The 14,431-nt window shown below is 37.7% G+C and carries 11 protein-coding genes and 1 pseudogene; 4 read left to right on the top strand and 8 right to left on the bottom strand.

Features of this window, described 5'->3' with window-relative positions; translation table 11 throughout:
- Positions 1-27 precede the first annotated feature (27 nt).
- The 5 genes from AC5JMK_RS05250 to AC5JMK_RS05270 form a co-directional block, all read right to left on the bottom strand.
- Entirely contained in the window at positions 28-312 is a 285-nt protein-coding gene (locus AC5JMK_RS05250; RefSeq protein WP_495909547.1) for a PIN domain-containing protein, read from the bottom strand.
- Positions 309-551, bottom strand: coding sequence for a hypothetical protein (locus AC5JMK_RS05255; protein WP_096677261.1), 243 nt, complete (start codon positions 549-551; stop codon positions 309-311). The genes AC5JMK_RS05250 and AC5JMK_RS05255 overlap by 4 nt, the downstream gene beginning before the upstream one ends.
- Before the next feature lie 132 nt (positions 552-683).
- Positions 684-2,045: an AAA-like domain-containing protein gene (locus AC5JMK_RS05260; protein WP_096677262.1), complete on the bottom strand. Its 1,362-nt coding sequence runs from the start codon at positions 2,043-2,045 to the stop codon at positions 684-686.
- 383 nt (positions 2,046-2,428) lie between these two features.
- Entirely contained in the window at positions 2,429-3,298 is an 870-nt protein-coding gene (gene truB / locus AC5JMK_RS05265) for a tRNA pseudouridine(55) synthase TruB (RefSeq protein ID WP_096677263.1), read from the bottom strand.
- Positions 3,299-3,377: 79 nt separating this feature from the next.
- Entirely contained in the window at positions 3,378-4,301 is a 924-nt protein-coding gene (locus AC5JMK_RS05270; protein ID WP_495909548.1) for a nucleoside hydrolase, read from the bottom strand.
- An 18-nt stretch (positions 4,302-4,319) separates the two neighbouring features.
- Between AC5JMK_RS05270 and AC5JMK_RS05275 the strand changes: the two genes are divergently transcribed.
- Positions 4,320-4,751 (top strand): nucleoside deaminase, encoded by a 432-nt coding sequence (locus AC5JMK_RS05275; protein ID WP_096677265.1) that lies wholly within the window; start codon positions 4,320-4,322, stop codon positions 4,749-4,751.
- 114 nt (positions 4,752-4,865) lie between these two features.
- Positions 4,866-6,545 (top strand): purple acid phosphatase family protein, encoded by a 1,680-nt coding sequence (locus AC5JMK_RS05280; RefSeq protein ID WP_495909549.1) that lies wholly within the window; start codon positions 4,866-4,868, stop codon positions 6,543-6,545.
- Positions 6,546-6,933: 388 nt separating this feature from the next.
- Here the strand turns inward: AC5JMK_RS05280 and AC5JMK_RS05285 are convergent, their stop codons facing one another.
- Both AC5JMK_RS05285 and AC5JMK_RS05290 read right to left on the bottom strand, forming a co-directional pair.
- A complete protein-coding gene (locus AC5JMK_RS05285; RefSeq protein ID WP_495909550.1) occupies positions 6,934-7,578 on the bottom strand; it encodes a hypothetical protein in 645 nt (214 codons plus the stop codon).
- Positions 7,568-9,214: a cytochrome P450 gene (locus AC5JMK_RS05290; RefSeq protein WP_096677267.1), complete on the bottom strand. Its 1,647-nt coding sequence runs from the start codon at positions 9,212-9,214 to the stop codon at positions 7,568-7,570. The genes AC5JMK_RS05285 and AC5JMK_RS05290 overlap by 11 nt, the downstream gene beginning before the upstream one ends.
- Positions 9,215-9,248: 34 nt before the next feature.
- On the opposite strand from AC5JMK_RS05290, the gene AC5JMK_RS05295 reads away from it, so the two are divergent.
- Positions 9,249-11,933 carry a CHAT domain-containing protein gene (locus AC5JMK_RS05295; protein WP_495909551.1) on the top strand — a complete coding sequence of 895 codons (2,685 nt, stop codon included), beginning with the start codon at positions 9,249-9,251 and terminating at the stop codon, positions 11,931-11,933.
- A gap of 177 nt (positions 11,934-12,110) precedes the next feature.
- Positions 12,111-13,682 carry a glycine betaine ABC transporter substrate-binding protein gene (locus tag AC5JMK_RS05300; RefSeq protein WP_495909552.1) on the top strand — a complete coding sequence of 524 codons (1,572 nt, stop codon included), beginning with the start codon at positions 12,111-12,113 and terminating at the stop codon, positions 13,680-13,682.
- A gap of 108 nt (positions 13,683-13,790) precedes the next feature.
- Here the strand turns inward: AC5JMK_RS05300 and AC5JMK_RS05305 are convergent.
- Positions 13,791-14,431, bottom strand: a pseudogene (locus tag AC5JMK_RS05305) (radical SAM protein); the annotation flags it as partial.

Below are 14,431 nucleotides of genomic sequence, written 5' to 3' on the forward strand. Positions count from 1 at the left end.
TTTTTTATTTTTCTTGGCTACCCCTGTTTATTGAGCCGATACATCAGGATCATCCACAACAACTTTCAGGTTATTAGGAATTTCTATCAAGCGGGAAAAAGCAAGAATTTGTTCAATATCAATGGCTGCATCCACCGGAGAGCGATTTTGCTTTGTTTGTAACTTTTCGCGTAATTCTAATAAAATCTCTCGACAAGTTACAGATTCTATCTGCCCATTTCTTGCAAGTTCTAAACAACGATAGGGACTACCTCGCCAACCTAAACCTGAAAAGAGCGTATTTGTATCGAAAACAACTACATAAGAGATCATTGCTTTTCGTGCAAGATATCGTCTATAAATTCTTCTCGCTCTTGTTCAGTCATAATATCCCAGTTGAGTCCGCATTTTGTACTTAAAGAGCGCATCTGTAATTCTCCTTGATCAAGCCTATTTTGCCACCAAGTATCTTGCTCTGCTTTGATAGCTTGCAATATCATACGCTGCTCTGGAATTGCTAGTTGCTTGACCAGTGTTATGACTTGCTCAGTATTGAGATGAAGGGTTGCCATCTTTAGTAGCACCTCTGTTGAGATTTCAGGTATTTTAACTCAGTTAATTTTATGCTGTAACGATGAAAATTGCGATGTCTTGCCGTATCACTCACTCCACCTGCTGCCCATTTTAATTGTAAATCCCTAATTCTATAAATGTTCCCGAAAATATTGTTGATATAACTGACAGCGTGGGACTAATTTATCGCCAACTCTCTTAACCAATCCCATACTGTATAACTGATATGCTTGCATTGTTTCTATACAGACTGGTTCTGTTGCTGTAACTACTTGAATAAATGCCTTGGCTAGGCTGGGGTTTACTTGAAAAATATGCAAAAATCGCCGTAAATGTTCTTCATAAATTCCAGCATTTGTTGGGGAAGTTTGTAATAATTCTTCCAAAGTTACATCCCCAACTGCGAGGTGATAAAGTGCCAGTCTAATTAAATATGGATGCCCTCCAAACATAGACATTAATTGCTGTATTTGGGTTGGATTGTAATCAAGTTTATGACGATGGGCTAAGTCTTCTATTTGTTCTGAGGCAAACTCCGTCAATTCAACTACTAAACCAACATTAAATGGTGATTGATTGATATCCAATGACCAATAATTTTCAGTGGAATGTACTACAGCTAATCGTAATTTTTCCCAAGTTTCTACAGTTTTAGCTTCTTCATGCCAACTACGTAACATGGCAAAAAAACCTTGATAAATTTCTGGATATTGAAAAACTATATCTACTTCATCTAATGCTAAAACTAAATTATTATTGATTTGATTCAGAATATTATCTTCAAAATATGTGGTGCAATTAATAATGCTACCCCTATACTCGTCCCAAGATTCGTTGAATGAAGCAGGTAGTTTTAATTTGCAACTAGCATAAGCACAAAACCAGCGTAAAAATTTATCCAAATTACTAAAAACGGTTGCTTCTGCTTGCGACAAATTTAAACGTACTGTATGATAACCTCTCTGATTTGAATGAGCAATAATTCTATCAAGCAGAGATGTTTTACCCATTTGTTTTGGAGCTTTAATCCGAATTAAAGAACCTGCCTGGAGAATTATTTCATAACAACGTTCTTCTATTGGCGTTCGCGTAGCGTCTCCTGTGGAAAATCGCTGGATGTAAAATGCAGAATTCAGTGGCACTAAACCTTCTGGGTATTCTGGCACAAATTCATTTTTAATGGTACTGTAACTATCATGATGCACTTCTGCTGGCAGAATATTCATCTTTCTAAAGTCAGAACGCTCGATAGCTGCGTGGAAATTCGTTTTACTAACTTCTTCCCCTAATGCTTCTGAAAGTAACTTCCACAATTTGAAACCTACATCCTGCCGCAGATATTTGGCTGCATAACCTTCATTACTCGCAATTTCATCATAACTTAGTCCTTGCCATGACCCTTTAAGGATCATTATTTCTACATCTTTTAAGTGTCTGTTGATTTTGTTAAAGACAACTGCATCTAAAATTTCTAACCCTTCTTCCCAGTTCATTCTTCATCCTGAATAGATATATAGGATTCCTATTTGAGTTTTAAAAAAATCCGTACATTTGAAGACCGGCAAAATCAAAAGTACTATGTTTAATAAACCACTAAAACATCCATTTCAAAGTAAATCTGCGATCGCGATTACTTATTTATGCTGGTTTACCATTGTTTTCTCTTGCTTTCTCTTACACTTGTACGCACAACCGTATTTTCTCATGTAGAGGAATAAATAAGTTCAACAATATAGGGGTCTGATTAACCGCAGTCTGTTCCTACACTATCATTCAGAGACTTCCAGGGTATCGGCCGAGATATTTGCAAGTGCGATACATTGTAAAGTTTAATTTATTTCTTGGCAGGATGAAAGTTGGTGCAAGATATGAATGCTCAAACTAAAACAACCAGAGGAAGCAATAAATCATCTTTTGTTTGTCCAATCCCCAAAAAGCGTCCATCTTCTGAATAAACTCGCAATATTTGTGAAGAATAATCAGCAAAAGCAATCTTCTGACCTTGACACCATTTTTGATCTGCTGGTGCGCTTAAACTGACACAAGGTAAATGCTGCAAAGCTGTATCGGGGGGAAGGGGTTGAAAAGTTCCAGCTTGTAGTTGTGTTTCTAATTCGGTAAATGTCAAGCTATTTTCTAGTATAAAACCACTGCTCGCGGTGCGTTGCAAAGCCGCGAGAGTACCACCAGTTTCTAGTACTGTACCCAAATCACGAGCGATCGCTCTAATATATGTTCCCGTACCACAGGCGATCGCCACATCTATTTCTGGAAATTCCCCTTCTCGCCAGTCTAAAATCTCTATTTTGAAAACTTCTACTGTTCGCACTGGTGCTTCAACTATTTCACCCTTGCGTGCTAATTCGTATAAACGCTTTCCCTCAACTTGTATGGCGCTATAACTCGGTGGAATTTGCTCGATTTTGCCTTGAAATTGTTGGATTGCAGTTTCTACTGTTTTTAAAGTTAAATTTGTAACTGGTTGTTCTGTAATTATTTCTCCTTGCAAATCATCAGTTGTGGTACGCACACCCAGCCTAATTGTTGCTCGATAAGCTTTTCCACCAGAAAGATATTGTAATAAACGTGTGGCTTTACCCAGTGCAATTGGTAACACACCTGTTGCTGCTGGGTCGAGAGTACCAGCATGTCCGACTCGCTTGAGACGCAAATATTTTCGCGTCTTCGCTACGCAGTCGTGAGAAGTCCAACCAAATGGTTTGTTGAGATTGAGGAAACCAAACACAATAATAGGGGATCGGGGATCACAAATGAATCAGTTAACAGTTAACAGTTACCAGTTTAATTTGATAACTGATAACTGATTATCTAGCCCATTGTTGCAAAATATAAGCGTAAAAAGCTTCTTTATCAACTTTATCCATAGCGTAAATTTTCCGACCTCCAGAAACTATTTTTGTACGTCCTTGGCTGAGACCGGAAGTAACAATTTCGGTTTCCCATTCCCGGAGTTGGTATAATTCGGGGTGAGCTAAATAAGCTGTTGCTAGTACGTCCCAAAAATAATAATCCTGGGGAATAACGAGTGCATAACATTGTCCCGCTAAATCTGAAATTGGATAGTGGCGTTGTTGTCCCATTTTTCGGACGATTTCAGATGTCACAGGTAGATTGTTAGTTAAATCTAAAGGACACATAATAATTTCAATTTGGGTTCGCCATACCCGTGCTGCGGAAACTGCGTCCCAATAGACATTCCATTCTGCGGAACCATCTTGTCCTGGTTCCCAATTTTTTTCCACATTACCAGGGACATTTAGCGCACCTCCCATCCAGACAATTTTCTGAATTTTTGCTTCAATATCTGGTGCTTTGTCTAATGCTGTTGCGATCGTTGTTAGGGGGCCAGTTACCATTAGCGTCACGGGTTCTGGTGCTGCTTGCAACACTTTCACCATAAAATCCTGACCAGGTTCTGGGACTAGAGGTGTAATAATGCGATCGCTTTGATTGAGAATTGGGAAATGGTCTACTACAAAAGAATCACGACGATAAAGATAGGGAAAAGGATTTATACCACGTACAGTACTTTCTGCAACTCTAATATGAGAATCCCCCATCAAATCCAGGATTTTACGTGTAGCACTAACAGCAGGTTGAATATAGCAATCAGCAGGAGTGACAACCACACCAAGAAGTTGGATATGATCCATAGTCATCAGTAGCATAGTTGCTAAGTAGTCATCTACACCACCATCGTGATCCATTAATACAAGTTGTTTAGACATAACAGGAGAAATAAAAAAATGGATGAGTTTATGAAAGCTGCTATTGACGAAGCAAAACAAGGTAGACAAGAAGGTGGGATTCCCATTGGTTCTGTGCTTGTCAAAGATGGGAAAATTGTCGGTAGAGGACATAACAAGCGCGTCCAAGACAATGATCCTGTCACCCACGCCGAAATTGATTGTCTTCGCAACGCTGGTAGAATTGGCAGCTACAGAGGTACAACACTCTATTCAACCTTAATGCCGTGCTATTTGTGTGCTGGTGCAGTCGTACAATTTGGTATAAAAAAAGTTATAGCCGCAGAATCTAAAACTTTTCCTGGCGCTAAAGAATTTATGGTATCCCGTGGCGTCGAAGTCGTTGATTTAGACTTAGAAGAATGCGGAAAAATGATGAGTGAATTTATTCAAACAAATCCAGAACTATGGAACGAAGATATTGGTAAATAATTCAATTATCAATTACTTAAGTTCATTTAATTCATCATCACAAAAATCTCTCCGCGTCTGCCATTCTCCGTGTCCCCGCGTCAAGCTTCGCGAAAATATTACATTTAAAATCCTATGGCTTCACCACCCCAGTTGCTAACTGATCCATTTCTGCAACTCCCAACTCCAAATTCAGTAAGAGTTGTGTGGTTTACCGAATTTGCTGGTAAGAAACATCTAGTTTTCTACGGTGAAAATTTAGCGACAAAAGTTTTAGCCAAAACAACTAAACTTAGTCGCACTCGTGAAGACCAACAATCAAAAGTAGGAAATCAAACCCAAGATGGACAAGTTTATCAACATCCCGTTCTACGCCATATTTGGAGACACGAAGCTGAGGTAACAGGTTTAATTCCCAACACCAAAATTGCTTATCAAGTTACGAGTGTGCGGGAAGATAACCAAAGTGTGAGTAGTGATGTGTTTAGCCTTGCGCCTACTCCTGTACCCAACACACCACTCAAAATTCTCCTCACCTCAGATCACCAAATCAAGCCCATGGTAGCTGCAAATTTACAAAAAGTTGTAGAAACAATTGGACAACCAGATGCAGTTTGGTTTGCTGGTGATTTAGCAAATATTCCCGATCGCGCCAGTGAATGGTTTGATGATCATCGCGGTGGTGCATTTTTCCCCTGTTTACAAGGTCGTGCTAATTATCAACTAGAACATGATGGTATAAAAACAAGGTACACTGGCGGAGAAATTATTCAACATGCACCCATGTTTACTTGCATTGGTAATCACGAAATCATGGGAAGGTATGGGAAAACAGGTAGCTTAAACGAAGAATTTGACAACACTATTCCCCATACAGTAGCCCTCAAATTATATGGGGAAAAATCCCTCAAAGAAAATTCTTTTAATACCGATACTTACGAAGAAATTTTTACTTTACCTGATAGAAAAACTTACTACGCAACCAGTTTTGGTGATGTGCGTTTAGTAGTGCTTTATGCTACTAACATGTGGCGCTACATTACTAATGAAGGTAAGTATAAAGGAAAATACGGCGAACCAGAACTAGAATTAAATAATCCTGAAAATTGGGGTTATGGACAGCACATCTACGAACCAATAGCTAAAGGAAGCGAACAATACAACTGGTTAGTGCAAGAACTCAACAAACCTGAGTTTAAACAAGCCAAATATAAAGTTGTGATGCTGCATCATCCACCTCATACTTTAGGCGATAATATTGTCCCTGCCTATACTAATCCTGTAGAGATCATTGAACGGGATGAAACTGGTAACATTCAGGCAGTGCGTTATGAGTATCCCAAACAAGCAGATTATATTATTCGCGATGTGCTGCCATTATTAGAAGCAGCCGAAGTGCAGTTAGTATTTTTTGGTCATTCCCATTTATGGAATCGGTTTTGCAGTCCATCGGGGATGCACTTTTTAGAAACTTCTAATGTTGGCAATTCTTACGGCGCTGCGTACAGTGATATTACACGCAAAAATTTACCACCTTGGGAAAGTCAAGATTATGTGCCAAGTGGCGATCCCTGGGGATTAGAACCAGTCACACCTAAAATTGCACCGATATTAGCTGAAAATGGTCAACCGATGCCCTATATTAGCAGTAACGAAATTACTGTTTTTAGTATCTTTGATACAGCTACGGGTACGGTTAGCAGCTATCGTTTTGATACCCGCAAGCCAGATTCAGAGGTAATTAAGTTTGATGAGTTTAGATTAGAAAAATTTGGATACAAATTAGACCTCTTGCAAAATTATTTTGTGGTATGATTAAGAGTTTTCTTCAAAATGCACATCAAAATCTATACAGAGAACTTTTATTACTTTATTGGTATTTCTGATTGAAATGGAACGCAAATTTTAAAAACTTTCTATCATACCATGAATTATTTTTGCAAGAGGTCTATTATAGGTGTGCAGAGACGTAGCAATGCTACGTCTCTATTTAGCCCTCTTGTGTCACTCTCCGAAAACTTTTGCAATTTCTGAATTCTAGAGCTTTTATATACGAAGCGTTCACGTAGTGTGCCGTATGGCGTATCGCAAGACTTTTTTCTATTTCTAATATTATCAGGTTTATATTACAATACGCTTGGTGTTAAGCCCACAATCCTTTGTAGCAGACGCGAAATTCCCTGCGGGATCTTGCTACGCGTCTCTACAGACCAATAATTTGAAAAGATTCAAACCAAGCAAAATTTAGATGCCCAACGGTTATAAAATCAATAAACATATGCATAATAATAATAGCCATTACTGCTCTATATCTCCATACTAACCACATCCAAACAAGGGACATTATAGAAAGAAATACAGGCATTATGATAATGGCAGGTTCATGAGATGGAAGGACTTTTATCCAAAATAAAGCATGGATAATTCCTGAAAACATAGCATAACTAATGTATCCAAGTGTAAAAATTAATTTATTGTTTGATGACGAGATTATTTTTCCTATATAGCAACCTAAGAAAAACCAAAAAATAAACATAAATTGTTCTAAAATTCCGTTAAAAACAGAAAATACTATGAGGTCTATAATCTCGTAGTTTCCTGTTTCGTATTTGCGTGTAAATGAAATATAAGCTCCTGATGCCGCGAGAGTTACTATCCATCCCAATAATAAAGAGACTTTATAGCCTTTTTCTTTGTCAGGCGATTCAAAACTAGGATTGAGCAATGAATAGATATATTTCCTATTCGTAATTATTAACATCATTGCTATAAAACAGAATAGCCAATAAATACAAATACTTGTTTTAATTACCATATCTTTAGAAATAATCCCTTCATCATCTCTCAACAATCTTATGATGAGGACAATGCTGACGACGACTAATGATCATTTTTACACCCTCTTTGGGAAACATAGAAATAAATAGTCCAAATTTCCCTAGTTCTAAGTCAACATCAAATAATGGTGCTACTTCAAAAGTAAATCTGCGAAGTAACACAGCTAAAGCAACTTTCATTTCATACATAGCGAAATGTTCTCCCAGGCATTTTCTGGCACCATCACCAAATGTCAGTGGCTCAAAGATATCAACTTTTTTAGTTTTAATATCTTTGTCAGTAGAAAACAAATTTTTCATGGGACAAAACTTTTGTGATGCTTCTTTGACAGTAGGATTTGCATCATGTGCTTTTTGGACTTTATTAAAATAACGTTCGGGACAGAAGTTTTCTGGAGACTGCCCAAAATACTCGGAATTCAAATGCAACGGTATAAGAGAAATTCCTACAACTTGCCTCTGAGGAATTGACCAACCTTCTAAAATATCTTCATTCACACTAACGCGCTGTAATCCTGCCATTGGGGGACACAGACGCAGGGATTCTTTGATTACGCAATCGAGATATTCAAGTTCGTGTAATCCATTTTCCGTTAATTTTCCTTGGGAGCGCTCCATAACTGTGTCTACTTCTGCTTGAGCGCGAAAAAATGAAGGGGAATCTTTAGCTAGTAGATATAAAGAGAGAGACACACTTGTGGCAACAGTTTCATGTCCATTAATGATAATAGCAAGCAAATTATCTCGCACTTCTTTATCTGTTAAAGGTGATATATTATCTTCTACGAGATCAGTCGCTTTGACCAACAAATCCAGTAAATTATATTCACAATCATTTGATTTTTGGTTGATATTTTTTCTATGATTAATTAACTCCTCCATAAAAATATCCACAGTATTAAATGCTATTTGAAGTTTACGGTTCGATGAGAAAGGAAGATATTTCCACCACTTAGTAAATTGATGTACAGGTTTAGTGCTTTGATTAACAATATACTGGAGATTTTTCAGTAACTCATCGGCCTTTCCTTCCAGTGCTGCAAAATCATAATCTATAGCAGCTTTACCCACAATATCCAGAAACAAAGACAGTAGTTCTGGATAGATGTTAAGTTCTACTTTTTCCGAACCTAAATCAATGTAGTTATCCCATTTTGTAGCAAGTTTTTCTGAATAGTAAAGAAATATGTCGTGAAATCCGGTAATACGCTTTTTAGAAAATACTTCATTCATCAACAGACGGTGATGTTTCCAATCATCCCCACTGTTGGTTAGTACACTGCTGCCAAAAAGACGCTGAATCACAGAATTAGGTGGAAACTTTTTGTAATTTTTCTGATGAGTAACCAAAATCTGGTGAGCCATACGATAGTTACTAATAGATATCTGTTGACGCCATAACCAGAAAATTTGCACAATTTCACCAAAATCTTGATGAAAAAAATTATAGGCTTTTAAACGATTTTTTGAACTGTAAATGTCAACAAGATTACCTACTAATATTCTGGGAAACTTTCCTGGAACAGCTTTTCCATCTAAATGATGAACTTGGCTGCGTGAAAGAAACACTAATCGAAAATACCACAGATGTATCAAGAAAAATGCTGTAACAATTATGCTTAGTATAAGCGTAAATGGTAGTAACATTATATGACGCTCTCTGGTCTAAGGTTAAAAACTTATGATTGCTAGGAAATACCGTCGTCTAATTATCTTATTGATTTCAGCCCTATTTGGATTATTTTCTACTTTAAACCTTCCAGTTTGGTCGAATTCCAAATCAAATCAGGCGCTACAACTAGCGCAGCAAGGACAACAAAGCTATAACATCGGCAATTTTGATCAAGCAATTGAGCTTTGGCAAGCAGCAGCTCAAGCTTACCAGCAAATGGGCGACAAAGAAGGCATGACAAAGAGCCTGATTAATCAATCTCAAGCCTTGCAAGAATTAGGATTGTATCCCAAAGCTTGTAAAACTCTACTCCAAGTCTTTGCTGTTGCTAACCCCACATGTAACCCAGCCCAGATAGATAAGTTTCTCACGAATATTGCCCAACAGCAAAATTCTCTTTCACTCATCCAAGCTACTGGTTTACGTAGTCTTGGTGAAGTTCTCCGCAGACAAGGGTTGTTAGAACAGTCCCAGAAAGTTTTGCAATTGAGTTTGACAGCGCTAGATAAATCACCTCAATCAAGTGCTGTGTTGTTAAGTTTGGCTAACACCGAACGGACTTTAGGAAACCAAATACGCGATCGCTGGGATTATGAACAAATCACAGCGATCATTGATCAAAAATCTCAAGACGCAGCCTTAGCACCTTATCAAAATGCTTTTCAATACTATACACAAGCAGCAGCCGTAACATCAGCTCCAGCAATTGTCAAAACTCAAGCACAATTGAATCACTACAAACTGTTGCTAGAAAATCAAGCTTGGTGGCGAGAACAAACAAATCGCCGCATTGTTTCTTGGTCGAAATTTGATGAGTCTAAGTTAATCACACGCGCCAAAGATTTTTTGTCTAAATTGGAATTAAAACTAAGTCAGGATATGCAAAGTTTGCAAAGTCAAATTGAGTCTTCCTTGGCTACTATTCCTCCATCTCGTGCAACTATTTATGCTCAAATTTACTTTGCTGACACTTTGATCAATACAGAACAAGCAAATAAAGCCAAACCTATTTTAGATACAGCACTCAAACAAGCACAGACTTTAAAAGATCAACGTGCAGAAGCTTATGTTGTAGGCTATTTGGGGAAATTTTATCAGCAACAAAAAAACTTAAGTGAAGCGATCGCCCTGACTCAACAAGCTTTAATCTTATCTCAATCACAAAATCATACAGGTGATGCAAGAGAAATCACGTATCTTTGGCAATCACAGTTAGGGAATTTGCTGCAACAAAAAGGAGAAAACAAAAGAGCGATCGCAGCTTATACAGCAGCATATAATACTCTCCAATCCCTACGTACTGATTTAAATGCTAATAATCGCGATGTGCAGTTTAATTTTGTTCAAGAGGTCAAACCAGTTTATACAGAACTAGCAAATTTACTCTTAAAATCAAAACTGAGTGAAAGTGAATTGAGTTCTTTAGTAATTTCAAATCCCAATATTAACCAATCAAAGTATGAGCAAACCCAACCAAAAAACCGCTTAGAATTTGCTCGTCGGGTGATCGAATCTTGGCAATTAGCAGAACTTGATAATTTCTTTCAAGATCCCTGTTCTCAAGAAACAGATGTTGCAGTTCAGATAGATGATATCGATTCTCAAGCAGCTCTTATCTATCCAATTAGTTTTCCAGATCGCTTAGAAATTATCCTTTCCTTACCAGGGAAAAATCTACAACAAGTAACAATTCCTGTTAGTGAAGATCAACTTAATAACACACTAGATCAGCTTTATGATTACTTAGATAACGTTACTATCAATAATTCTGCTCGGAATATTCTATCCACTTCTAACCCAGATCCAGAAGAATTAAAAACAAATATTCAAGCAATTTTACCAATATTCGGACAGCTTTATAATTGGTTAATTCAACCTTTAGAACCACAGTTAAATGCCAAGCAAATTAATAACTTAGTATTTGTACTAAATGGAAGATTGCAAAGAGTGCCAATGGCAGCTTTATATAATGGTCAAGAATATTTGATTGAGAAATACGGCATTGCTCTAGTGCCAAGTTTACAACTAATTGATACCAAATTCCTCAAGCGAAAAAACATCAAAGTCTTAGCTGCTGGTGTCAGTAAACAAATTCAAATCCAAGGAGAAATTTTCCCAGCATTAGTAAATGTGCCAAGAGAATTAGATGAAATCAAGCAAGCTTTCCCCACTTCTCAAAAACTTCTCAACCAAGAATTTACTACTACAACAATTAAAAAAGAACTAAAATCTAATTTTCCTGTTGTTCACCTTGCAACTCACGGATTATTTAGTTCTAATCCTCAAAAGAATTTTATTATTACAGGGGATGGTAAAAGTATCAGTATTAATGAGTTGAGTACTTTGTTAAAAGAGCAAGAAAATAATTTAGAATTATTGGTGTTAAGTGCTTGTGAAACTGCTACTGGTGATGAAAGAGCGATGTTAGGTTTAGCAGGAACAGCTGTTCGTTCTGGCGCGCGCAGTACTCTTGCGACTCTGTGGCCTGTCAGTGATGCTTCCACAGCTCAACTCATGGGTGAATTTTATCAAGAATTGAAAAAACCAGGAGTGCAAAAATTAACTGCTTTGAGAACAGCGCAATTATCACAGTTGGAATCTATTCGCAGTCAGCCTTTATTTAAGCAATTGAAGTCTTTACCACCTCATCCTTATTTTTGGGCTTCTTACGTTTTAGTCGGAAATTGGCAATAAATTCTTGTCAACTAATTATTTTGTCAAGTTTGAATTTACGGTTTGTAGTAAGCAATGCACGTACTTAAAAAATAAGGACTTAAGTCCTTACTACGAACCATAAATCATGAATTTAAAAATTTAGTGTTGCATAATAGAGAAATTAAATGGATATGCTGAAGTGTTCAACTCGTATTTATGCAAAGCCAGATAACCCAGTTTTTCAATCAATACCTTTCAGAAATTCTCCTTCGTAGTGGGGAACACTTGATACTAGTTGCGATCGCAATGACAATTGCAATCTCTATTGGTATTCCTTTAGGTATTCTCATCACTCGCCAACCTAAACTCAGTCAACCGATTCTCAATATTGCTAATGCTATTCAAACTATTCCCAGTTTAGCTATTTTTGGCTTCCTGATTTCTGTGCCATTTATAGGAGGAATCGGCCCAACTCCTGCGATTGTTGCTTTGATTCTTTACGCTTTACTTCCCCTGATTCGCAATACCTACATTGGTATTACCAACGTTGATCCAGCAATTCGAGAAGCGGGAAAGGGAATGGGAATGACGGATAGACAATTGTTGTTTCAGGTAGAAATTCCCCTTGCTTTAGGTGTAATTTTAGCCGGAGTCAGAGTCGCCACGGTAATTTCTGTGGGAATTGCTACTATTGCTGCGGCGATTGGTGGTGGTGGTTTAGGAGTATTTATTTTTCGAGGGATTTCCACAGTTAATAATGAGCTAATTTTAGCAGGAGCCATACCCGCCGCTTTCATTGCATTAGCAGCAGATTTCATCTTAGGATGGTTAGAAAAGCAACTGGTACAGCAAAGAGAAAAAACGGTAAAGATTAACCGCAAATTTGCTATTGCTTTGAGTATATTAACATTACTGATTGCAGGATCAATTGCCTTCGCTTATCAACAAATACCGCCAACAATTGTGATTGGCTCAAAAAATTTCACTGAACAGGTTATTTTAGGAGAATTACTGGCTCAACAAATTGAATCCCAGACTAAATTAAAGATTGATAGACGCTTTAACTTAGGTGGGACTTTTATTTGTCATGAAGCTGTGAAAGCAGGGCAAATTGCTGGTTATGTGGAATATACAGGAACGAGTTTTACATCTATTTTGAAACAGAAACCTATCAGTAATCCCCAGGTTGTGTATGAGAAAGTTAAACAAGATTACGATCAGAAATTTCAATTAGAACTCATGCAGCCTTTGGGATTTAACAATACTTATGCCATGATTATCCGGGGTGAAGAGGCTAAACGTTTGCAGATAAAAACTATTTCAGAAGCAGCTAAATATACTCCTCAATGGCAAGCAGCATTTGGGTATGAATTTATCGTCCGAGAAGATGGCTATCCTGGTTTAGCCAAGACTTATGGTTTAAATTTTCCTAATCCTCCTCAACAAATGGAGTTAGGATTAATGTATAAATCTTTAGCAGAAAATAAAGTAGATATAATAGCAGCAAATTCTACAGATGGCTTGATTCCTATCTTAAATTTAGTTATTTTAGAAGACGATAAGAAATATTTTCCACCTTATGAAGCTGTCCCTGTTTTCAATCAAGAAATTCTGAAAAAATATCCAGAATTAGGTCAAGCTATTAATCAATTAGCTGGATTAATTTCCACTGAAGAAATACAAAGAATGAATTATCAAGTAGATAATCAATCTCGTCCTGTTGCAGAAGTTGTGCGTGAGTTTATCAAGTCTAAACCTGAATTAATATCCCAATCTAAAAGACAATGATAATTCCCCTAACCCCCGTTTCCAAGGATGAAATTTCACTCTGAGAAACAGGGATTAAGCGAGATATATGAGATGAGGAATTAACATAACTTCGATGATATCGAACTGTTAGCGCGGAGATGTTCTTCCCAAGGGCATTGCAGACGTTTTCCAGTTATCTCCGAGGCTCCTGAACAAGTACAATTGCCAATCAGAAACCTCTTCGTAACTAAGGTAGTGTGTATCGACAGAACTCGTCCAAAAATTCCCGCGAATAGTGGGATCTTCAAAGCGGAGCAACCCCAACTTCTGGAGGTTTTGCTCTTGTGGGGTTCCCGGAATAGGAATGATGGAGTAGGGCGTAACGAAAAAGTTGAGGGAGGGATTGATGACTTTAAGTTCTTGCTTCAGTTCGCTGATCGCTTCTTCTAGATAAAGGAAACTATCACGATTATCATCAGGTAGTCCAATGATAAAACCATAAGAAATAGTTGGTACACCAGCACGCACAATAGCTCGCAGCATATCACAATGCTGTTGCCACGGCAGCAACTTTCTATAAGACTGACGACCGACAAACGGGCGTTCCGCAGGAATATATGCCATGAAGCAACCTGTTTTGCCGTCCCAACCCCACATAGCTTCTACTAACTCCTCATCTGGAAGCAAATCTTCTGGATTGCGTTCTCGTCCACGTCCTTTGGTAGCTTTTTTCCTGTCCGTTCGCTTATTTTGCCATTGCGATAGGTAATTATGTCTTACATAGCTTA

It is taken from the genome of Pelatocladus sp. (assembly GCF_059505505.1).